Genomic DNA, 20,381 nt, shown 5'->3' on the forward strand with positions numbered 1-20,381 from the left:
GCGGACGAAGCCCTTGGGTCGACGCAGGCATCAAGTCTTCAAAGGAGGAAAGGGCTTCGTCCACCAGTGCCCCGCCCTCGGCCTGCAAGGCCGCCTCGCCCTGCTGTACACCCTCCATTGAGCCCATTTGCAGGGAGTTGCTCCCGCACCCTGCAAAGAGGGCGGCCAGTAGACCTAAAAGCCACGCGTATTTTTTCATTGGTGTGCCTCCTTTCGGTTTCCCTTGGGAAACCTGCCGCCAGGGTAGCCGGGAGGGCCTGAACCGGCCCTGAACCAAGGCTGAACCGCACCCGGCAAGAAAAGGGGGCCCTGGAAGGGCCCCCGGGCCGGCTTGGCCCCTAGGGCTTAACGGAAAGGTCCACCCTTCCCTTGCCCACCTCCTGGGGCGCGAAGGGAAGGGGCTTGGCGTATTGCTCCAGGCTCTGTTGCACCTGGGTGGGGGTGAGGTTCGGCTGGGCCGAAAGCCAAAGGGCCATGGCCCCGGCCACCAGAGGGGTCGCGAAGGAGGTGCCGGTGCAGCTTCCCGTGCCCCCTCCGGGGGCGGTGCAGGGCAGGTTGGTCCCGGGGGCCGAGAGGTCCACGTAGGCCCCCCGAGTGCTGTAGGGAGCAGGGGCGAAGGTATGGCCCTGGGGATCGTAATCCAAAGCCCCCACCGCCACCAGCCCCGGCAGGTCCAAGGCGGCGAGGTAGTGGGCTGGGCTCCCTTGGGTCCCCTGGTTCCCCGCGGCGGCGGCCACCGGGATGCCCTGGGCCAGCGCGGCCTGAAGGGCGATCTTGAGGGCTTCCACCGGGGTGTCGCCCCCCAGGCTCAGGTTGAGCACGGTGGGGCCCTGGCGGGTTTGCAGGACCCAGCACACCCCCCGCACCACCCGGCTGGCCCGGCAAACGCCGTTTTGGTCACAGACCCGCACCGGGACGATCTGGGCCTGGGGGGCCACCTCCTTCACCAGGCCCGCCGCTCCGGTGCCGTGCCCGCCCGGGAAGGCGTCCTGGGGCGTGGTGTCCTCCTCCACGAAGTCGTAGCCGGGAAGCTGGGGAACGGCCCCATCCACCCCGGTGTCCAGGACGGCCACCCGCACCCCCCGCCCCTCTACCCCTCGGGCGTGGGCCAGGGGAGCACCCACCGCCTCCCCCACCCAGCCCCCCAGGCTCCAGAGGCTTTCGGGGTCCGCCTTGTAGCTGGGGTCCTGGGCCTCCAGCTCCTCCAGGGCCTGGCCCAAGGCCTCACCCCCATACCCCAGCTCGGCCAGGGTAAAGCCACAGGCCGCAAGGTCGCTTTGGCGTTCCAGGGTGAAGCCGGCAGGAAGCCTTGGAGTCTGGCCCAGGGGGAGGCGGAGGAGGATGCGCCGGGGGTCCACCTGGCCCAGGACCCCTAGGACCGCCCGGATCTCCCCCCTCGAGGTCCGAACCCTCACCTCCTGGGGCCCTCCCGGGACCGAGGGCACCAGGAAGCGAAGGCGGGGGCCTCCGGCCTCCAGGACCTGGGCCTCCACCCCGGCCACCCAAACGGCGGCCCCCTCGGCCGAGGCCCCCCGAAGCCCCAGGGTCACCGCCTCCCCGGGACGGGCGCGGGCGGGGGAAAGGGAGGCCGTGGGCGGGGCAGGAAGACAACCCCAGGCCATAAGGACCAGAAGGAGCCCGAAGCGCCAGAGCCGTTTCATCCCCCTACCCCCTCCACCCAGAGGCTCAACCCCTCCACATCCCAAAGGCTCAGCGGCATGGGGCAAGCCTAGCCCCTCCCCCCTGAACCAACCCTGAACCCGCCCCTAAAGCCTCTCCAACCGGTCCCGGTAGCGGCGGGCCAAGCTTTCCTGGCCGCTTTCCTCCAGCACCCGCACCGCTTCCTCCAAAAAGGCCCGCTCCCCGGTGAGCTCCGCCCGGTTGGCCAGCACCGCCGCCAGGAGGACCAGGTCCCGCGCCTCCCGGGCCAGTTTGAGGGCCTCCTCATAGGCCTTCTGGGCCTCCTGGGGACGGCCCGTCCGGTGGTAGAGGGCCCCCAGGTTGTTCCAAGCCCGCCCCATGGCCTCCAGGTTCCCCGCCAAACGGGCCAGTTCCAAGGAGTCCCGGTAAAGGCCCTCGGCCTCCTCTACCCGTCCGGCCCGCTCCCGCACCACCCCCAGGTTGAGCCGCACCCGGGCCTCGAGGAGGGGCCGTCCCTCCACCAGGGCGAGGAGCTCAAAGAAGGCCTCCTCCCCCTTCCCCAGCTCGGCCAAGGCCACCGCCCGGTTGTTCAGGGCGCTCAGGTGGCGGGCCTCCTCCCCCGCCAGGAGGAAGCGAACCGCCGCCCGGCTAAAGGCCTCGGCCGCCTCCCGGAAGGCCCCCTCTCCCAGGAGGAGAAGACCCTCCAGGTTATAGGCCTCCCCCTGGGCGTGGGGTCCCCCCGCCTCTGCCTTGGGGAGCTCGTTTTTCGCCTCCCCTACCCGGCCCATGCGGTAGAGGGCTATCCCGCGTAGGGCGCTCCGCTCAGGGGTGTCGGCCAGCTCCTCCAAAAGCTCCAGCGCCTCCCTGAACCGGCCCAGCCGGATAAGGGTCCGGGAGCGCAGGAGCAGGACCTCCGGGTCGGGGGCCAGGGAGGCCAGGGCCTCGAGGGCCTCGAGGGGCCGGTCCTCCAAGTCCTGGCGGACCCGGTCCAGGAGGGCCCGCCGCCCCCGCTCCACGTCCTCGGGGCGCCAGAGGGGCAGGGCCAGCCGGTAGAGGGGGGCGGCCTGGGCCAGGGGGAGGTGGCGGGCCAGCTCCAGGGCCGTCTGGCGGGCCTCCAGGTTGAGGGGCGGCCGGAAGGTGGCCTCCCCCCGCCCGTCCAAAAACCCCCGTTGCCAAAGGGCCTCCAGGGCCTCCGGCGCCGGCTTGAAGACGGCGGCCGCCTGGGGCAGGCCCACCAGGGCGATGGCGTGGAAGAGACGGCGGCAGGCCTGGTCCAGGGGGGGATCCTCGTCCCCATCCCCTTCGGAAGCCGCCTCCTTTACCCCAGGAAGGGCCAGGGCCAGCGCCTCCAGGCGGTGGGCCTCCTCGGGTTCCCCCAGGGCCTTAAGCCGCCGGGCCCGGCGCCGGTGCCCCTCCCATAGGGAAAGGGCCAGGCGCTCCCGGGTGGTCCAAACCCACTCCTCCAGTTCCTCGGGCAGGCCGTCATCCGCCCCCTCCAAAAACCGCCCCCGGTAGAGGTCCCGGGCCCGCTCCAGGGCCTCCTCCTTGAGGGCCTGGAGGAGGAGGCGGGCATCCACCTCCCCCTGGGCCTCCACCACCTCTTCCCCCTCCACCTGCACCCCCAGGCGGCGCAGGGCGGAGAGGGCCACAGAGAGGCTGTTGTAGGCGTCCTGGGCTCGAGGCCAGAAGAGCTCCGAGAGGAAGCGGCGCGAGGCTGGCCCCTCCAGGAGCAGGTAGGCCAGGAGGAGGAGGGGCCTTCGCTTGGCGAAGGGAGCTCCCTCCAGGAAAAGTCCGCCCAGGGTGCGGAGCATGGCCCTTAGGGCCTAGCCTACCACCGCCTTTCCCCCCCGCCAAGGCCTTAAGATGGGACCGATGTTGGGCCCAGGCAACGGACCCGTCCAGATCCCCGAAGAGGCCATCCGCCGCCGGGTGGCCGAGCTGGGGGCGGCCATCGCCCAGGACTACCAGGGGAGAACCCCCCATCTGATCTGCGTCCTGAACGGGGCTTTCATCTTCATGGCCGACCTCGTCCGGGCCATCCCCCTCCCCCTCACCCTGGACTTCATCGCCATAAGCTCCTACGGCAACGCCTTCAAGTCCAGCGGCGAGGTGGAGCTCCTTAAGGACCTCCGCCTTCCCATCCACGGCCGGGATGTGATCGTGGTGGAGGACATCGTGGACACCGGCCTCACCCTCGCCTACCTCCTGGACTACCTCGAGGCCAGGAAGCCCGCCTCCGTCCGGGTGGCCGCCCTCCTCTCCAAGCCGCAAAGGCGGCAGGTGGAGGTCCCCATCCACTACTTGGGCTTTGAGATTGAGGACGCCTACGTCTACGGCTACGGCCTGGACCGGGCCCAGTTTGACCGCAACCTCCCCTTCATCACCTCCGTGCGGCCGGAGGAGGAGTAGATGCGGTACCTGGACCTCATCACCGTCCTCTTCGCCACGGTGCTTTTGGTCTCCAACGTGGCCTCCACCAAGCTGGTGGTCCTCGGACCCTTCACCTTTGATGGGGGCACCCTCCTCTTTCCCCTGGCCTACATCTTCGGGGACGTCCTCACCGAGGTCTACGGCTACCGGCAAAGCCGCAGGGTGATCTGGGCGGGTTTCTTCGCCCTCCTCCTCGCCACCCTCACCTTCCAGGCCGTGGCCGCCCTTCCCCCCCCGAAGGACGGAGCGAGCCAGCGCTTCGCCGAGGCCTTTGGCCTCCTCCTCGGCCTCACCCCCAGGATCGTCTTGGGCAGCCTCCTCGCCTACTTCCTGGGGGAGTTCGCCAACGCCTACGTCCTGGCTCGCCTCAAGGTGAGGACGGAGGGGCGGCACTTCTGGTTCCGGGCCCTGGCCTCCACCCTGGTGGGGCAGGGCCTGGACACGGGGACCTTCCTCCTGGTGGCCTTCCTGGGGGTCCTCCCCTTGGACCTTTTGACCTCGGTCTTCCTCTCCAACTACGCCTTCAAGGTGGGGGTGGAGGCCCTGATGCTCCCCGTGACCTACCTGGTGGTGGGCTTCCTCAAGCGGCGCGAAGGCCTGGACCCCTTTGACCGGGGGATCTCCTTCAACCCCTTCCGGCTATGAACCCCCTTTTGGCCCACACCCTGGGGGTCGGCACCTGGGCCTGGGGGGACCGCCTCTTCTGGGGCTACGGCCGGGGGTACGGGGTGGAGGACCTGAGGCGGGCCTACCGGGCGAGCCTCGAGGCTGGACTCCGCCTCTTTGACACCGCCGAGTTCTACGGCTTCGGCCTCTCGGAAAGGCTCCTCGGCCGGTTCCTCGCCGAGGGCGGGGAAAGGCCCTACCTGGTGAGCAAGTTCTTCCCCTACCCCTGGCGCCTCTCCCGCCGGGACCTCCTCCGGGCCCTGAAGGGGAGCCTCGGCCGCCTCGGGGTGGAGGCTTTGGACCTCTACCTCCTCCACTGGCCCTGGCCTCCCGTACCCCTTAGGGTCTGGGCCGAGGCCTTGGCCGAAGCCTACGAGCGGGGACTGGCCCGGGGAGTAGGGTTCTGCAACCTGAACGAGGCCCAGCTGGAAGCGGCCAAGGCGGTTCTGGACCGGCACCGGGTGCCCCTTCTTGCCCTCCAGGTGGAGTACAGCCTCCTAAGGCGGAAGGCCGAGGCCCTCCTCCCCGCCCTGAGGCGGGAAGGGATCGCCCTCATGGCCTACAGCCCCCTGGCCATGGGCTGGCTCACGGGCAAGCTGGACCCAAGGAATCCCCCCCGGGACTACCGGGGGCGCAAGTACCGGCAGGACCTGGCCCGCCTGCCCCGCCTCCTCGGCGAGCTAAGGGCCCTGGCCGGGGCCAAGGGGGTACCCGTGGGGGCAGTGGCCCTCCGCTACCTTGTGGAAAAGGGGGCCCTGCCCATCCCCGGGGCCAAGAACGAAGCCCAGGCGCGCATGAACGCCGAGGCCCTGGCCTTCCGCCTGAGCCCGGAGGAGGTGGCCCGCCTCGAGGCGGCATCGTAAGCTGAGGGAGGCATGCCGGGAGTCGCCATCATCGGGGCGCAGTGGGGGGACGAGGGCAAGGGCAAGGTGGTGGACGCCCTGGCCCCCGAGGCGGACTACGTGGTCCGCTACCAGGGGGGGGCCAACGCCGGCCACACCGTGGTGGCCGAGGGACGGGTCTTCAAGCTGAACCTCCTGCCCTCGGGGGTCATCCACCCCCACGCGGTGAACGTCCTGGCGGACGGGATGGTCATAGACCCCTTCCGCTTCCAGGAGGAGCTTCAGGCCCTAAGGCAGGAGGGTTTCCAGCCCAAGGTCCTGGTCTCCGAAAGGGCCCACCTGGTCCTTCCCCACCACAAGCACGTGGAGAGCCGCCACAACTTCGTGGGCACCACGGGCCGGGGCATCGGCCCTGCCTACTCCGACCGGGCACGAAGGGTGGGGATCCGGGCCGGGGACCTCCTGGACGAGGAGGTGCTGCGGGAGAGGGTGCGCCGCCTCTTCCTGGAGAAGCCCAACTCCACGAAGGAGGCGGGCTGGGACACGGAAGCGAAGGCCCTGGAGGACCTGAGGCGGATGCGGGAGATCCTAAGCCCCTACGTGGCGGACACCGGGGCCCTCCTTCGTGAGGCCTGGAAGAAGGGGAAGCGCCTCCTCTTTGAGGGGGCCCAGGCCACCCTTCTGGACCTCAACTACGGTACCTACCCCTACGTGACCAGCTCCCACCCCACCGTGGGGGGGATCCTGGTGGGCACGGGGCTTCCCCACAAGGCCATCACCAAGGTCTACGGGGTGGCCAAGGCCTACGCCACGAGGGTGGGGGAAGGCCCCTTTCCCACGGAGATCCACGGGGAGCTCGCCCACCACCTCCGGGAAAAGGGGGGGGAGTACGGCACCACCACGGGAAGACCCCGCAGGGTAGGGTGGCTGGACCTGGTGGCCCTAAAGTACGCCTGCGAGGTGAACGGCTTTGACGGCCTCATCCTCACCAAGCTGGACGTGCTCTCGGGGCTTCCTAAGGTGAAGGTGGCCGTGGACTACCTGGACGGCGCCCGTCCCGGGGAGGCCCGCCCCGAGGCGGTGCGCTACGTGGAGCTCCCGGGCTGGGGGGAGCTCGCCGGGGTGAGAAGCCGGGAGGACCTTCCCCCAAGCCTCCTGCGCTATCTGGAGCTCGTGGAGGAGCATACCGGCGTACCGGTAGTCCTCTTCTCCACAAGCCCCAGGCGGGAGGACACCTTCGGGGCGGTGAGCTGGGTGTAATCCCACCCCATGCGGGCCCAGGTAAAGGGGGCCGCCGAGGCTAGGCAGGGCGTAAGAACGGGTGTGGGCGCCAAAAGCGCGCCCCCCTGCGCCAGGCCACCTTTGAGGAGTCCCTGAGCCTTGGAGGCCGCCTCCTCCGGAGGCCATGAGTTTGTGGAGGGGCTGGTCTTCGCCCTGGCGGGAGGAGACCTCCACAACCGCCTGGTGGCCCGCCTGTTCCTAAAGCTTCTTCCCAAAGCCTAGGAAAAGGGTGCCCAAGGCATGCTCCTCAAGGTGGGAGAGGCCGCCTGCTATCCCGATCTTTTCGTCACCTGCGAGGAACGCCCCACTGCAAGGAGACCGCTGGCTTGGTGGTGGGGGTCTTCTCCCCGGGCACGGAGGCCATAGACCGCGGGGAAAAGCTCCTGCGCTACCGGGAGCTTCCCGGCCTTCAGGCCTACGTGCTCGGCCAGGCGGTTAGAGATCTACCGCCGCCTGCCCGAAGGAAGCTGGCGCTACGGGGTGGTGGAGAAGGACCAGGTGGAGCTCCCCTGCGTGGGAGCGGTCCTGGACCTGGACGCGGACTCCCCTTGGAACCTAGGCCCTGAGGAAGGCCACGTAGCGCTCCAGGAGGAGGTAGGCCTCTCCGGAGGCCAGGACCTCCCGGGCCAGGGCCACCCCCTCCTTCAGGGAGGGCGTCTTCCCCGCGGCGTAAAACCCCGCCCCCGCGGAGAGGGCCACGGCGTGGGCCAGGGGGCCTTCCTCCTCCCCTTTGAGGAGGCGGCGGGCGAGCTCGGCGTTCTCCGCCGGGGAACCGCCCTTTAGGGCCTCGAGGGGGGCCCGCCCAAGCCCCACTTCCTCCGGGAGGAGGGCGTAGGGGCCCTTCCCCACCTCCACCACCCGGTTCTCCCCCAGGACGAGCTCGTCCGCCCCCTCCCCGTGGACCACAAGCCCCCGGGCCCCCAGGCGCTCCAGGGCCTCGGCCATGGGGGAAAGCCACCCCGGGCTAAAGACCCCGAGGACGTAGCGGTCCGCCCCCGCGGGGTTCGTAAGGGGACCGAGGAGGTTGAAGACGGTACGGATGCCGAGCTCCGCCCGCACCGGGGCCACGTGGCGCATGGCGGGGTGGAAGACCCGGGCGAAGAGGAAGCCGAAGCCCAGGGCCTCGATGGCCTCCCCCACCCTTTCGGGAGGGGCCTCGAGGTCCACCCCCAAAGCCTCTAGGAGGTCGGCCGAGCCCGCGCGGGAGCTCGCGGCCCGGTTCCCGTGCTTGGCCACCGCCACCCCCCCCGCCGCCGCCACCAGGGCCCCTAAGGTGGAGAGGTTCAAGAGGCCCTTCCCGTCCCCCCCGGTGCCCACGATGTCCAGAAGGGGACGGCGGCCCACCTTTAGGGGCCTCGCCGCCTCCCGCATGGCCCTGGCCATGGCGGCGATCTCGTGAGGCTTCTCCCCCCTCAGGGCCAAGGCCGTGAGGAGGCCCGCCGCCTTGACCGGGGAGACCTCCCCCCGCATCAGGGCCTCCATGAGGCCAAAGGCCTCCTCCTCCGTCAGCACCTCCCCCAACAGGGCCTTCCTCAACGCGTCCATGGGTCCTCCAGGAAGTTCTTCAGGATCCGCTTGCCCGCCTCCGTGAGGTGGCTTTCCGGGTGGAACTGCACCCCATGCAGCGGGTAGAGGCGGTGCCTCAGGCCCATCACCGTCCGCCTGCCCGCTTCCTCCACCCAGGCGTTCACCAGGAGTTCCTCCGGCAGGGCCTCCACCACCAGGGAGTGGTACCGGGTGGCAGGAAAGGGGCTCTCAAGCCCCCGGAAGACCCCGGTGCCGTCGTGGTGGATGGCGCTCACCTTCCCGTGCATGACGAGGGGAGCGGGGACCACCTTCCCCCCGAAGGCCGCCCCGATGGCCTGGTGCCCCAGGCACACCCCGAGGATGGGGTAGCGGGGGGCGTAGCGCTGGATGAGGGGGACGGAAAGGCCGGCCTCCTTCGGGGTGCAGGGCCCCGGGCTGATGACGATGCGCTCCGGATCCAAGGCCTCCACCTCCTCCAGCAGGAAGCGGTCGTTCCGCCACACGATGGGACTCGCCCCGAGCTCCCCCAGGTACTGCACCAGGTTGTAGGTGAAGCTGTCGTAGTTGTCGATTACGAGAACCCTCACGTCGCCCTCCTGGGGGTCACAGCCCCGCCTCCGCCATCTCCACCGCCTTGAGGAGGGCCCTCGCCTTGTTCAGGCACTCCTCGTACTCCCTCTCGGGCACGGAGTCCGCCACGATCCCCGCCCCCGCCTGGACGTGCATCTGCCCCTGAGCGATGACAAAGGTGCGCAGGGTGAGGGCCATGTCCATGGCCCCATCGTAGGCCAGGTAGCCGAAGGCCCCCCCGTAGGGACCTCGGCGGTGGGGCTCCAGCTCCTCAATGATCTCCATGGCCCGGATCTTCGGGGCCCCAGACACGGTGCCCATGGGGAGGACGCTGGCCAGGGCGTCCAAGGGCGTCTTCCCCTCGGCCAGGACCCCCTCCACCGTGGAGACCAGGTGCATCACGTGGGAGTAGCGCTCCACGTGCATGGGCTCCAGGACCCGTACTGTTCCGTAGGCGGCCACCCGGCCGATATCGTTGCGGGAGAGGTCCAAAAGCATCACGTGTTCCGCCCGCTCCTTCTCGTCTTTTAGAAGCTCTTCCGCAAGCCTCCTATCCTCCTCCTCGTCCCCCCCCCGGGGCCTCGTGCCGGCGATGGGCCGGGTGACCACCCTCCTCCCGTCCGAGCGCAGGAGGCTTTCCGGGCTGGCCGACACCAGGACCACCTCCCCGAGGTCCAGGTACCCCATGTAGGGGCTCGGGTTCACGCTCCTTAGGGCCCGGTAGAGGGCGAAGGGATGGACGGTGAGGGGGGAGGAAAGCCTCAAGGAGAGCACCACCTGGAAGATGTCCCCGGCCCGGATGTAGCCAAGGGCCTTCTCCACCGCCCCCAGGTAGTCCTCGCGGGTCATGTCCGGCTGGAAGCGCGCCCTACCCCCGGGCCTTTCCCCCGGCACCCCGGGGAGGGGGCCTTTGAGCCTCCTTTCCGCCCAGGCAAGGCGCCCCTCGGCCTCCTCCGCATCCCTGCCCGGGGCCACCAGGTGGAGGAGGTTCTGCAGGTGGTCAAAGACCGCCACCACCTCCGGCTCCACGAAGAGGAGGTCAGGAAGGCGAAGGTCGTCGGGCTTCAGGGAGGGGAGGCGCTCGTAGTAGCGCACGAGGTCGTAGGCGGCGTACCCCACCACCCCCCCGAAGAAGGGGGGCAGGTCCTTGGGCCGCTCCAGGGGGGCAAAGACCGCCTCATACAGGGTGCGCAGGGGGTCCTGGGTGGCCACCCGTTCCCCGTTCACCGTGAACACCCCGTCCTTGAGGAAAAACGTCCGCTTGGCCCCCACCCCCACGATGGAAAAACGCCCCTGCCGCCCCCGCTCCACGGACTCCAGGAGGAAGCTCACCGGGGCCTTCTCGGCGAGCTTGAGGTAGGCCGTGACCGGCGTTTCCAAGTCTGCGAGCAGGGTCCTGCGAAAAGGTCGGATCATGCCCATCCCCCCAAGCGAATCCCCCGGGGTAGGCCCCGGGGGAAAGACCGCCTCCCTCCCGGGGCCTAGCCGGGCCACCAGCGAAGGAGGGTCAGGGTCATGCCCCCAGGATAGCCCAAAAGGCTCCCGGGGTCTAGGGGCTTGCCGGGGCGGCCCTAGAAGCGCTCGGCCACGCTCTTCATCTGCAGGAAGTGGAGGAGGTAGTCGGGGCCGCCCGCCTTGGTGTCCGTGCCCGAGAGGTTGAAGCCGCCAAAGGGCTGGACCCCCACGAGGGCCCCGGTGATCTTGCGGTTGAGGTAGAGGTTACCCACGTGGAACTCGCGCCTCGCCCTCTCCAGGTGCTCCCGTTTCCTGGAGTAGACCCCCCCCGTAAGGCCGTAGACGGTGCCGTTGGCCACCTCCAGGGCCTCGCCGAAATCCTTCACCCGGATCACGGAGAGCACTGGCCCAAAGATCTCCTCCTGGGCGATGCGGGCCTCCGGGGGCACCTCGGCGAAAAGGGTGGGGGCGATGAAGTAGCCCTCGCCTTCCAGCCGCCTTCCCCCGAGGACAAGCCTCCCCTCCCCCTTCCCCACCTCAATGTAGGAGAGGACCTTCTCCTCCTGGGCCTTGGAGGCCACAGGACCGAGATCGGGGTTCTCCTCCGCAGGGCCCACCACGAGCCTCTCCGCCCTCCTCAGGACCCGCTCCAGGACAGGCTCGTAGGCCTTCTCCGTGAGGATGAGGCGGCTTGCCGCCGAGCACTTCTGACCCTGGAAGCCGTAGGCGGAAACCAGGATACCCTCGGTGGCGGCCTCCAGGTCGGCGGTCTCGTCTACGATGATGGCGTCCTTGCCGCCGAGCTCCAGGAAGACCCGCTTGATCCACCTCTGTCCCGGGGCCAGCCGGCTCACGGCCTCCTGGATCCAGAGGCCCACCTCGAGGCTCCCCGTGAAGTTGACGAACCGGGTCCTGGGGTGCTCCACCAGGTAGGCCCCCACCTCCTTCCCCTCCCCGGGGAGGAGGTTCACCACCCCCGGGGGGAAGCCCGCCTCGTGGAGGATCTCAAAGACCTTGGCGGCGATGACCACCGTGTCCTCGGCCGGCTTGGCCACCACGGTGTTCCCCACCACCACCGGCCCGGCCATCATCCCGGTGAAGATGGCAATGGGAAAGTTCCAAGGAGCGATGACCACCCCGGCCCCCAACGGGATATAAAAGCTCTCGTTGTCCTCGCCGGGGTAGGGCACCACCTCCACGGAGGGGTACTTGTACTTCAGGGCCTGGCGGGCGTAGTACTCCAGGAAGTCTATGGCCTCGGCCACCTCGGCGCTGGCCTCCACCCAGCTCTTGCCGATCTCGTAGACCAAGGTGGCCTCGAGCTCCCGCCGCCTCCTTTTCATGAGGGCCGCGGCCTTGAGGAGGAGGCGGCTTCGGTCCTCCTGGGGCCAGTCCTTCCAGGTCTTGAAGGCCTTCCAGGCGGCCTCGAGGGCGGCCTCTGCCTCCGCCTTGCCCGCCTTGGCCACCGTCCCCACCACCTGGCTCGGGGCCGAGGGGTTGCGGGAGGCGATTTGGTCCTTTGTGTCCACCCACTCCCCCCCGAGGTAGAGGGGGTAGTGGCGGCCGAACTCGCTTCGGACCCGCTTTAAGGCCTCCCGCATCTCCCGCCTGGCCTCCTCCGTGGCGAAGGTCTCCACCGGCTGGTTGCGAAAAGGTTCCACCGTCATGCTCGCCTCCTCTTAGCCTCCCAAGAGGCTCCTCAGCACCAGGAAAAGGTTCTCGGGTCGCTCGGCGATGCGCCTTGTGAGGTAGGGGTACCAGTCCCGGCCGTAGGGCACGTAGGCCCGCACCGTGTACCCCTCCCGGGCGAGGCTTTTCTGGGCCTCGGGGCGCACCCCGTAAAGCAGCTGGAACTCAAAGCCCTCCCTGGGGATGCCCATGGCCTCCGTGTAGCGCTTTACCTCGGCGATGAGCCTGGGGTCGTGGGTGGCGAAGGCCACGTAGAGCCCCTCCCTAAGGGCGAGCTTCCCCAGGTGCAGGTACTCGGCGTCAATGAGGCGCTTGTCCTGGAAGGCCACCTCCTTGGGCTCCCGGTAGGCCCCCTTCACCAGGCGCAGGTTGGGGCGGTAGGGGAGCAGGTCCAGAAGGTCCTTCTCCGTGCGGTAGAGGTAGCTTTGCAGGACGATCCCCACCTGGGAAAACCCTTCCTCCCGGAGGGCCTTGTAGATGCGCAAGGTGGCCTCTACCCTGGGGGAGTCCTCCATGTCCAGCCGCACGAAGACCCCCCGGGGCTCCGCCTCCTTGAGGATCTCCCGGAGCAAGGAGAGGGCGAGGTCCTCGGAGAGGTCCAGGCCGAGCTGGGTGAGCTTCAAGGAGAGGTACTTGGGCCAGGGCTTCGCCCCCAAGGCCCAGACGAGCTCAAGAAGCCCCCGCTGGAAAGCCCGGGCCTCCTCCTCGGTTCGCACCATCTCGCCCAAAAGGTCCAAGATGGCGTGGACGCCCTCCCGCTCCAGGGCCTCCGCCGCCTTCAGGGCCTCTTCCAGGGTCTCCCCTGCCACATAGCGGCGCACCAGGCCCCGCGCCCGCCTTCGGATAAACCCCTCCACCCCAGGGTTGCCCGCCACCCCCAAAACGAAGGAACGATAGGCCATGTCTAGGGTCATCCCGCCTCCTAAAGCCTCTGCAACACCAGCCTCTTAAAGCGCTCTATGTGGGCCTCCACCGCCCGCCGCGCCCCTTCCGGGTCCTTGCGGGAGAGGGCCTCGAGGATGGCCCGGTGCTCGGCCCGGGTCCGCTCCTCCTGGGAGAGGGTGGGAAGGGCGCTCCGGGCCAGGGCCAGGGTGGCGAGGAGGTCCTCGTAGAGGCGATAAAGCGTCCGGTTCCCGGAAAGCCGCACCAAAGCGCGGTGGAACTCCAGGTCCCGGCGCATCTGCTCGGGGTAGTCCTCCTTGGGGACCTCGTCAATGGCCCGAAGAAGCCCTGAAAGCTCCTCAAGCTCCCAGGGCGTGGCCCTAAGGGCCGCCTCCCGGACCGCCTCCCCTTCCAGGAGGGCCCGCACCCTGTAGACCTCCTCCACCTCCTCCGGGGTGAAGGCCTTGACCCTCGCCCCCCTACCCGGCACAAGCTCCACCAAGCCCTCCTCGGCGAGGCGCATCAGGGCCTCCCGCACGGGGGTGCGGGAAACCCCCAGGTCCTGGGCCAAAAGGGGCTCGGAGAGCCTTTCCCCAGGAGCGAAGCGCCCGGAGAGGAGGAGGTCCTTGAGGTGGCGGTAGACCGCCTCGCGCACCTGGTTAGGGCGGCGGAAGCCCAGGGTCTGCATCCTGTATACAGGATAAGCCACCCGGCCGCCTGGGGCAAGCCCCATCACCGAGCCCCCAAAAGCCGCTTCAGCCCCCCGCCCAGCCGCTTCCAAAGGGGGCCAAACCGGGCCTCGTAGCTCCTCGCCGCCTCCTCGGGGGAGGGGTCCACCCCGAGCTCCTGGGCCAGGAAGTAGCGGTGGTCCATGACCCAGAGGTAGAGGTCGGCCTCGGTGCGGCCCGGGAAGTCCCGAAGGAGCCCTAGGCGGCGGATGGCCTCCACCGTGGGCTTGTAGAGGTTCTCGTACCAGTCCACCACCGCCTCCTCCCAGGAGATCTCCCGGTTCTCCTCGAGCCCCTTGAAGTAGCGCCGTGTGGCGATGTGGTCCAGGAGGAGGTCGTACCGGCCCAGGGTGGTGAAGCGGATCTCCTCCGCCTCGGGAACGAGCTCCCTAAGCCTCGTCTTCTCCAGGAAGTGGGCGTACTCGGCCTTGAGGATGAGGTCCTTCAGCGTGTCCGAGGCCTCCACGGGCACCGGGACCTCGAGGGCGATGACGTAGGCGTCGATGAACTTCTGCCCTGTGGCCTTGGCCAGGGCCACCCGGTGGTTCCCGTCCTTGACGAAATAGGCCTCCCCCACCTGGTAAACCTCTATGGGGGGAAGCTCCACCCCCTCCAGCTGCAGGGCCCGGAGGCGCTTCCAGCGCTCCAGGGTGTGGGGGGTCTTGGGGAGGAAGCGGTGGTCAAAGTCCTCGTAGCGGTCCACCGAGCCCACCACCTTGTCCACCTCAATGGTGCAAAGACCCAGGGGGTGCTCCCCTTTGGGCCTCAGGGCAAGGGCCTGGTGAAAGGGCAGGAGCAGGTTGGGCTCGCCCTTTAGGCGGTGGAGGAGCTCGTGAAGGGCGGCGCGCCGCTCCAGGCGCTCTGCCTCGGCTTGGGCCTGCAGGTCGGGCCTCATGGAACCGCTACCACCCCTTCCTTAGGGTAGCCCGCGCCGGTCAGAAGATTGTGAGAGGGTGGACAAGCGCCCCTGGACAACCGGGCGCCCAAGGGGTTAGATAGGGCCATGGGTTTGGACCTTCGGACCCGCGTGCAAGGGGAGCTAGACAGGCTTAAGCGGGAAGGGCTCTATATCCGCCCCAGGGTCCTCGAGGCCCCCCAGGAGCCCGTGACCCGGGTGGAGGGGCGGGAGGTGGTGAACCTGGCCTCCAACAACTACCTGGGCTTCGCCAACCACCCCTACCTCAAGGAGCGGGCCCGCCAGTACCTGGAGCGCTGGGGAGCAGGCAGCGGGGCGGTGCGCACCATCGCCGGCACCTTCCCCTACCACCTGGAGCTGGAGGAGGCCCTCGCCCGCTTCAAGGGGACGGAGAGCGCCCTTGTGCTCCAGTCGGGCTTCACCGCCAACCAGGGGGTGCTGGGGGCCCTCCTCCAGGAGGGGGACCTGGTCTTCTCCGACGAGCTCAACCACGCCAGCATCATCGACGGCCTCCGCCTCACCAAGGCCACCCGGCTGGTCTATCGCCACGCCGACGTGGAGCACCTGGAGGAGCTTCTCAAGGCCCACGACACCGAGGGCCTCAAGCTCATCGTCACCGACGGGGTCTTCTCCATGGACGGGGACATCGCCCCCCTGGACCGGATCGTCCCCCTGGCCAGGCGGTACGGGGCGGTGGTCTACGTGGACGACGCCCACGGAAGCGGGGTCTTAGGGGAGATGGGGAAGGGGACGGTCCACCACTTCGGCTTCCACCAGGACCCCGACGTGGTCCAGGTGGCCACCCTCTCCAAGGCCTGGGCGGGGATCGGGGGGTATGCCGCGGGGGCGCGGGAGCTCAAGGAGCTCCTCATCAACAAGGCGAGGCCCTTCCTCTTCTCCACGAGCCACCCGCCGGCGGTGGTGGGGGGGCTTCTCGGGGCCTTAGAGCTCATTCAAAAGGAACCCGAGCGGGTGGAAAGGCTTTGGCAGAACACCCGCTACTTCAAGAGGGAGCTCGCCCGCCTAGGCTACGACACCCTGGGGAGCGAAACCCCCATCACCCCGGTCCTCTTCGGCGAGGCGCCTTTGGCCTTTGAAGCGAGCCGCCTCCTCTTGGAGGAGGGAGTCTTCGCCGTGGGCATCGGCTTCCCCACCGTGCCCCGGGGCAAGGCGAGGATCCGCAACATCGTCACCGCCGCCCACACGAAGGAGATGCTGGACAGGGCCCTCGAGGCCTACGAGAAGGTGGGGCGTAAGCTCGGTATAATCCACTAAATGCTCTTCCCTCCTTCCCTCCCTCCCACGCCCTCCGGGCGGAGCCTGGGCCGGGTGGAAACGCCCCCTGAGGTGGTGCGCTTCATGGTGGGGCTAGCCGAGGCCCCCAAGGGAGGGAGGGTGCTGGAACCCGCCTGTGCGGACGGGCCCTTCCTCCGGGCCTTCCGAGAAACCCACGGAACGGATTACCGCTTCTTCGGGGTGGAGATAGACCCCTCTGCCCTGGACCTCCCGCCGTGGGCAGAAGGGGTGGTGGCGGACTTCCTCCTCTGGGAACCGGGGGAGGCCTTTGACCTGATCCTGGGGAACCCGCCCTACGGTATCGTCGGAGAAGCCAGCAAGTACCCCATCCACGTCCTCAAAGAGGTCAAGGGTCTCTACAAGAAGGCCCTTTCCACCTGGAGGGGGAAATACAACCTGTATGGGGCTTTCATAGAGAAGTCCGTCCGGCTTCTCAGACCAGGTGGGCTTCTCGTCTTCGTGGTCCCGACTACGTGGCTCGTCTTGGACGATTTTTCCCTACTTCGAGCGTTTTTGGCCCAGGAAGGAAGGGTGGAGGTGTACTACTTGGGCGAGGTCTTTCCCAAGAGAAAAGTGAGCGCCGTGGTTCTCCTGTTTCGGAGGGGAGGAAGGGGCCTTGCCCTCTGGGACACGAGGCGGGAGGGGAGGGAGTTCGTTCCCTCGCTTTGGGAGCAGTACCCCGACTGGCGAGGGGAGATGGTTCGCTTCGAAACCGAGGAAACCCGACAGCTGGAAGCCTACGGAACACCCCTCGGTAAGCTCTTCCACATACGCTTCGCCGCGAGGAGCCCAGAGTTCAGAAGGCACCCTGCCGTTCAAAGGGAACCGGGGCCAGGCCTGGTGCCCGTCCTCACGGGAAAGAACCTGAGACCGGGTTGGATAGACTATGAGAAAAACCACTCTGGTCTTTGGATGCCTAAGGAAAGGGCCAAGGAGCTCAGGGACTTCTATGCCACGCCTCACCTGGTGGTAGCCCACACCAAGGGGACTAGGGTGGTAGCTGCTTGGGACGAAAGGGCCTACCCCTGGCGGGAGGAGTTCCACCTCCTGCCCAAGGAGGGCGTGAGGCTAGACCCCTTGTCCCTGGTGAAATGGTTAAACTCCGAAGAAATGCAGGAGCACGTCAGGACCCTTTATCGGGACTTTGTTCCCCACCTGACGATGAGGATGCTAGAAAGGCTTCCTGTGAGGAGGGAATATGGCTTCCACACAAGCCCAGAAAGCGCTTGAGGCCTTTGAGCATTTTCTCAGGCATTTGGACCTCTATACCTATCAAGAGAAATACCGCCCCATTAAAACGGTAGAGCAAGACCTGCCCAAGGAACTCAACCCGCTTCCGGACCTGTACGAGCATTATTGGAAACCCGGCGGGGAGGCCTTTCACTTTCCCAGTTTCGAAGATTTTTTCAATCTCTGGTGGGAAAAGCGCCTGAGGCCCCTGGACGAATTCATACGCAAGTACTTTTGGGGGTGCTCTTACGAGTTTGTCCGCCTCGGTTTCGAAGCCAGGCTCTATCGGACGGCCGTTTCTATTTGGACTCAATTCCATTTTTGCTACCGCTGGAACGCCTCTTGTGAACTTCCTTTGGTAGCCTCACCAGAGCTGGATGCTCAAGGGATAGACGCGCTGATCCAAACAAGCGGGCCCCCAACGGGTATCCAAATCAAAAAGGAAACTTACCGTTCCGAGGCCCGGGGAGAAAACCGCTTTTTAAGAAGGCAGAGCAACTTTTTGCTTCTAGAAGTTCCCTACACGCTGCAAACCCCAGAGGAACTCAACCGGAAGGCTGAGCGCGCAAAAACAAGAAAAGAAACCCCCCTCCTATGGGCCAAAGTTGCGCACCACTTAGAACGCCTGGACAACGGCTTCGTCATTTTCCGGGAAAGCTACGTGAAGGGCATAGAAGCCTTCCTCAAAAGTGCCTCTACCTTATCCGGGCTTATCCCTTGGGAGAGGATAGCCCGGGAAGCCCTCACCGCCCCGTGAAGTAGACCCGGAGGACGAGCCCCAAGGAGAAGAGAAGCCCCAAGGCCACGTAGACCTCGGGGCGCCTGGGCGGGTCCTTGAGGCCCCGGTAGAACCACGCCCCCGGCTCCAAGCCTCCCAAGTAGTGGAGCCCGGCGGCGAGGAGAAGGCCGTAGAGGAGGTGGAGGCCGTCCTTGGGCCTGAGGCCCTGGAGGAAGAGGAGAAAGCCCAAAAGGACCTGGAGGATGGCCACCCAGGCCACCCCCCGGAGGAGGGCGTAGAACCGGGAGGGCAGGGGACGGAAGAAGCCCCCCATGCCCACAAGGGCCAAGGCGGGGACCGCGATCAGGAGGGCAAGCCCGAGGAGGGCGTGAAGGGAAGCCAGGGCGGTCATGAGGGCAGGATACCGGGGAAAGGCCCGGGCGGGAAGTGGAGTTTCTCTGCTATGCCTCCAACTCATCGCCCGCCTCGAGGCGATGGAAGACCTCTTCCCTATGGCAAAAACGGCCCAGACGTTTATGGTATACTGGGGGAGTGAGCTACGACGCTTCCGCCATTAAGGTGCTCAAAGGTCTGGAAGGGGTGCGCCACCGCCCGGCCATGTACATCGGCGGGACAGGGGTGGAGGGCTACCACCACCTTTTTAAGGAGATTCTGGACAACGCCGTGGACGAGGCCCTGGCGGGCTACGCCACGGAGATCACCACCACCCTGAACCCGGACGGCTCCCTCACCGTGGAGGACAACGGCCGCGGCATCCCCGTGGACCTGATGCCCGAGGAGGGGAAGCCCGCGGTGGAGGTCATCTACACCACCCTGCACTCGGGGGGCAAGTTTGAAAGCGGAGCCTACAAGGTCTCCGGGGGGCTCCACGGGGTGGGGGCGAGCGTGGTCAACGCCCTCTCCGAGTGGACCCTCGTAGAGGTCTTCCGCGAGGGGAAGCACTACCGCATCGCCTTCAGCCGAGGTGAGGTGACGGAACCCCTCCGGGTGGTAGGCCAAGCCCCCCGGGGCAAGACGGGCACCCGGGTCACCTTCAAGCCCGACCCGGAGATCTTCGGAAACCTTGCCTTTGACCCCAGCAAGCTCCGGGCCCGCCTAAAGGAGGTGAGCTTCCTGGTGGCGGGGCTTAGGCTCGTCTTCAGGGACCTCCTCCACGGCAAGGAGGAGGTCTTCCAGGACCGGGGGGGTGTGGCCTCCTTCGCCAAGGCCCTGGCCGCCGAGGAGGAGCTCCTTTACGAGAAGCCCTTTCTCCTCCGCGGCCAGGAGGGGGAGGTGGAGGTGGAGGTGGGCCTCATCCACACCAAGGGCTACAACACGGAGATCCTCACCTACGCCAACATGATCCCCACCCGGGACGGGGGGACCCACCTCACCGCCTTCAAGGCCGCCTACAGCCGGGCCCTGAACCAGTACGCGAAAAAGGCGGGGCTCCACAAGGAGAAGGGCCCTCAGCCCACAGGGGATGACCTTCTGGAGGGGGTTTACGCCGTGGTCTCCGTGAAGCTCCCAAAGCCCCAGTTTGAGGGGCAGACCAAGGGGAAGCTCTTAAACCCCGAGGCAGGGACCGCGGTGAGCCAGGTGGTCTACGAGAAGCTCCTGGAGCTTTTGGAGGAGAACCCCCGCATCGCCAGGACCGTGTACGAGAAGGCCCTCCGGGCAGCCCAGGCCCGGGAGGCGGCGAGGAAGGCCCGGGAGCTCGTCCGCCGGCAAAACCCCCTGGAGTCCGACGACCTTCCGGGAAAGCTCGCCGACTGCCAGACGGAAAACCCCGAAGAGGCAGAGCTTTTCATCGTGGAGGGGGACTCGGCAGGGGGGAGCGCCAAGCAGGGCCGGGACCGCCGCTTCCAGGCCATCCTCCCCCTCAGGGGCAAGATCCTCAACGTGGAGAAGGCGGGGCTTTCCAAGGCCCTGAAAAACGCCGAGGTGCGGGCCATGGTGGCGGCCATCGGGGCGGGGATCGCGGGGGACGGGGAGGCCCACTTTGACCTCGAGGGCCTCCGCTACCACAAGATCATCATCATGACCGACGCCGACGTGGACGGGAGCCACATCCGCACCCTGCTCCTCACCTTCTTCTACCGCTACATGCGCCCCCTGATTGAGAAGGGGTACGTGTACATCGCCCAGCCCCCCCTTTACCGGCTCCAGGTGGGGAAGCGGGTGGAGTACCTTTACTCGGAGGAGGAGCTCCAGGCGCGGCTGAAGGAGCTGGAGGGCAAGGGCTACGAGGTCCAGCGCTTCAAGGGCCTCGGGGAGATGAACCCCGAGCAACTTTGGGAGACCACCATGAACCCCGAGAAGCGGGTCCTCAAGCGGGTGGAGCTCCAGGACGCCCTCGAGGCCAGCGAACTCTTTGAGAAGCTCATGGGCCAGGAGGTGGCCCCCAGGCGGGAGTTCATAGAGGAGCACGCCCGCTACGCGGAAATTGACATCTGAGCTCCGCGCCCCAAAAAAACCCGCCGCCCGCAGGCGGCTTCCCTTGGTCTGAC

General features: G+C 67.5%; 19 protein-coding genes. 9 read left to right on the forward strand and 10 right to left on the reverse strand.

Features of this window, described 5'->3' with window-relative positions; translation table 11 throughout:
* Positions 1-338: 338 nt before the first annotated feature.
* Together H531_RS0105340 and H531_RS0105345 are read right to left on the reverse strand one after the other, a co-directional pair.
* Complete coding sequence (locus H531_RS0105340) at positions 339-1,661, reverse strand: S8 family serine peptidase (protein ID WP_022798329.1); 1,323 nt, start codon at positions 1,659-1,661, stop codon at positions 339-341.
* Positions 1,662-1,766: 105 nt separating this feature from the next.
* Entirely contained in the window at positions 1,767-3,452 is a 1,686-nt protein-coding gene (locus H531_RS0105345) for a tetratricopeptide repeat protein (RefSeq protein ID WP_022798330.1), read from the reverse strand.
* A 52-nt stretch (positions 3,453-3,504) separates the two neighbouring features.
* On the opposite strand from H531_RS0105345, the gene hpt reads away from it, so the two are divergent.
* The 5 genes from hpt to H531_RS15310 all read left to right on the forward strand — a co-directional run bounded on the left by hpt (position 3,505) and on the right by H531_RS15310 (position 7,082).
* Positions 3,505-4,050, forward strand: coding sequence for a hypoxanthine phosphoribosyltransferase (hpt, locus tag H531_RS0105350; RefSeq protein WP_022798331.1), 546 nt, complete (start codon positions 3,505-3,507; stop codon positions 4,048-4,050).
* Entirely contained in the window at positions 4,051-4,716 is a 666-nt protein-coding gene (locus H531_RS0105355; protein WP_022798332.1) for a queuosine precursor transporter, read from the forward strand. It abuts the gene before it with no gap.
* The gene (locus tag H531_RS0105360) at positions 4,713-5,600 is read left to right on the forward strand and encodes an aldo/keto reductase (protein WP_022798333.1); all 888 of its coding nucleotides are present in this window, start codon (positions 4,713-4,715) and stop codon (positions 5,598-5,600) included. The genes H531_RS0105355 and H531_RS0105360 overlap by 4 nt, the downstream gene beginning before the upstream one ends.
* Before the next feature lie 12 nt (positions 5,601-5,612).
* Positions 5,613-6,839, forward strand: coding sequence for an adenylosuccinate synthase (locus H531_RS0105365; protein ID WP_022798334.1), 1,227 nt, complete (start codon positions 5,613-5,615; stop codon positions 6,837-6,839).
* A gap of 120 nt (positions 6,840-6,959) precedes the next feature.
* Complete coding sequence (locus H531_RS15310; protein ID WP_022798335.1) at positions 6,960-7,082, forward strand: hypothetical protein; 123 nt, start codon at positions 6,960-6,962, stop codon at positions 7,080-7,082.
* A gap of 333 nt (positions 7,083-7,415) precedes the next feature.
* On the opposite strand, the gene trpD is transcribed toward H531_RS15310, so the two are convergent.
* The 7 genes from trpD to H531_RS0105405 all read right to left on the reverse strand — a co-directional run bounded on the left by trpD (position 7,416) and on the right by H531_RS0105405 (position 14,606).
* Positions 7,416-8,405 (reverse strand): anthranilate phosphoribosyltransferase, encoded by a 990-nt coding sequence (trpD, locus tag H531_RS0105375; protein ID WP_022798336.1) that lies wholly within the window; start codon positions 8,403-8,405, stop codon positions 7,416-7,418.
* Positions 8,393-8,974, reverse strand: a complete 582-nt coding sequence (locus H531_RS0105380) for an anthranilate synthase component II (RefSeq protein WP_022798337.1) — start codon at positions 8,972-8,974, stop codon at positions 8,393-8,395. Before H531_RS0105380 ends, trpD begins: the two co-directional genes overlap by 13 nt.
* Before the next feature lie 16 nt (positions 8,975-8,990).
* A complete protein-coding gene (gene trpE / locus H531_RS0105385; protein ID WP_028490664.1) occupies positions 8,991-10,379 on the reverse strand; it encodes an anthranilate synthase component I in 1,389 nt (462 codons plus the stop codon).
* 149 nt (positions 10,380-10,528) lie between these two features.
* A complete protein-coding gene (gene pruA, locus H531_RS0105390; protein ID WP_022798339.1) occupies positions 10,529-12,079 on the reverse strand; it encodes an L-glutamate gamma-semialdehyde dehydrogenase in 1,551 nt (516 codons plus the stop codon).
* A gap of 12 nt (positions 12,080-12,091) precedes the next feature.
* On the reverse strand, positions 12,092-13,015 hold the full coding sequence (locus H531_RS0105395) for a proline dehydrogenase (protein WP_022798340.1): 924 nt from the start codon (positions 13,013-13,015) through the stop codon (positions 12,092-12,094).
* Between the two features lie 8 nt (positions 13,016-13,023).
* Positions 13,024-13,671, reverse strand: a complete 648-nt coding sequence (locus H531_RS0105400) for a GntR family transcriptional regulator (protein WP_022798341.1) — start codon at positions 13,669-13,671, stop codon at positions 13,024-13,026.
* A 44-nt stretch (positions 13,672-13,715) separates the two neighbouring features.
* Positions 13,716-14,606 (reverse strand): DUF4032 domain-containing protein, encoded by an 891-nt coding sequence (locus H531_RS0105405; RefSeq protein ID WP_022798342.1) that lies wholly within the window; start codon positions 14,604-14,606, stop codon positions 13,716-13,718.
* 108 nt (positions 14,607-14,714) lie between these two features.
* Here H531_RS0105405 and H531_RS0105410 point away from each other — a divergent pair, with 108 nt between their 5' ends.
* From H531_RS0105410 to H531_RS12830, 3 genes are read left to right on the forward strand one after another with little or no spacing between them, the layout of a single operon-like run.
* On the forward strand, positions 14,715-15,902 hold the full coding sequence (locus tag H531_RS0105410; RefSeq protein WP_022798343.1) for a glycine C-acetyltransferase: 1,188 nt from the start codon (positions 14,715-14,717) through the stop codon (positions 15,900-15,902).
* Entirely contained in the window at positions 15,903-17,153 is a 1,251-nt protein-coding gene (locus tag H531_RS0105415) for an N-6 DNA methylase family protein (RefSeq protein WP_022798344.1), read from the forward strand.
* Complete coding sequence (locus H531_RS12830; protein WP_033399274.1) at positions 17,122-17,910, forward strand: TaqI family restriction endonuclease; 789 nt, start codon at positions 17,122-17,124, stop codon at positions 17,908-17,910. Before H531_RS0105415 ends, H531_RS12830 begins: the two co-directional genes overlap by 32 nt.
* On the opposite strand, the gene H531_RS0105425 is transcribed toward H531_RS12830, so the two are convergent.
* Positions 17,897-18,283: a hypothetical protein gene (locus tag H531_RS0105425; RefSeq protein ID WP_022798346.1), complete on the reverse strand. Its 387-nt coding sequence runs from the start codon at positions 18,281-18,283 to the stop codon at positions 17,897-17,899. The genes H531_RS12830 and H531_RS0105425 overlap by 14 nt on opposite strands.
* A gap of 140 nt (positions 18,284-18,423) precedes the next feature.
* Here H531_RS0105425 and H531_RS0105430 point away from each other — a divergent pair, with 140 nt between their 5' ends.
* Positions 18,424-20,328, forward strand: coding sequence for a DNA topoisomerase subunit B (locus H531_RS0105430; RefSeq protein ID WP_028490665.1), 1,905 nt, complete (start codon positions 18,424-18,426; stop codon positions 20,326-20,328).
* Positions 20,329-20,381 lie beyond the last annotated feature (53 nt).

Source organism: Thermus islandicus DSM 21543, from assembly GCF_000421625.1.
GTDB classification, from domain to species: Bacteria; Deinococcota; Deinococci; order Deinococcales; family Thermaceae; genus Thermus; species Thermus islandicus.

What these genes read in the sequence shown, in the direction of transcription:
- H531_RS0105340 (WP_022798329.1), bottom strand. Translation starts at nt 1,661, where the DNA reads ATGAAACGGCTCTGGCGCTTCGGGCTCCTTCTGGTCCTTATGGCCTGG.
- H531_RS0105345 (WP_022798330.1), bottom strand. Translation starts at nt 3,452, where the DNA reads ATGCTCCGCACCCTGGGCGGACTTTTCCTGGAGGGAGCTCCCTTCGCC.
- hpt (WP_022798331.1), top strand. Translation starts at nt 3,505, where the DNA reads ATGGGACCGATGTTGGGCCCAGGCAACGGACCCGTCCAGATCCCCGAA.
- H531_RS0105355 (WP_022798332.1), top strand. Translation starts at nt 4,051, where the DNA reads ATGCGGTACCTGGACCTCATCACCGTCCTCTTCGCCACGGTGCTTTTG.
- H531_RS0105360 (WP_022798333.1), top strand. Translation starts at nt 4,713, where the DNA reads ATGAACCCCCTTTTGGCCCACACCCTGGGGGTCGGCACCTGGGCCTGG.
- H531_RS0105365 (WP_022798334.1), top strand. Translation starts at nt 5,613, where the DNA reads ATGCCGGGAGTCGCCATCATCGGGGCGCAGTGGGGGGACGAGGGCAAG.
- trpD (WP_022798336.1), bottom strand. Translation starts at nt 8,405, where the DNA reads ATGGACGCGTTGAGGAAGGCCCTGTTGGGGGAGGTGCTGACGGAGGAG.
- trpE (WP_028490664.1), bottom strand. Translation starts at nt 10,379, where the DNA reads ATGGGCATGATCCGACCTTTTCGCAGGACCCTGCTCGCAGACTTGGAA.
- pruA (WP_022798339.1), bottom strand. Translation starts at nt 12,079, where the DNA reads ATGACGGTGGAACCTTTTCGCAACCAGCCGGTGGAGACCTTCGCCACG.
- H531_RS0105395 (WP_022798340.1), bottom strand. Translation starts at nt 13,015, where the DNA reads ATGACCCTAGACATGGCCTATCGTTCCTTCGTTTTGGGGGTGGCGGGC.
- H531_RS0105400 (WP_022798341.1), bottom strand. Translation starts at nt 13,671, where the DNA reads ATGCAGACCCTGGGCTTCCGCCGCCCTAACCAGGTGCGCGAGGCGGTC.
- H531_RS0105405 (WP_022798342.1), bottom strand. Translation starts at nt 14,606, where the DNA reads ATGAGGCCCGACCTGCAGGCCCAAGCCGAGGCAGAGCGCCTGGAGCGG.
- H531_RS0105410 (WP_022798343.1), top strand. Translation starts at nt 14,715, where the DNA reads ATGGGTTTGGACCTTCGGACCCGCGTGCAAGGGGAGCTAGACAGGCTT.
- H531_RS0105415 (WP_022798344.1), top strand. Translation starts at nt 15,903, where the DNA reads ATGCTCTTCCCTCCTTCCCTCCCTCCCACGCCCTCCGGGCGGAGCCTG.
- H531_RS12830 (WP_033399274.1), top strand. Translation starts at nt 17,122, where the DNA reads ATGGCTTCCACACAAGCCCAGAAAGCGCTTGAGGCCTTTGAGCATTTT.
- H531_RS0105425 (WP_022798346.1), bottom strand. Translation starts at nt 18,283, where the DNA reads ATGACCGCCCTGGCTTCCCTTCACGCCCTCCTCGGGCTTGCCCTCCTG.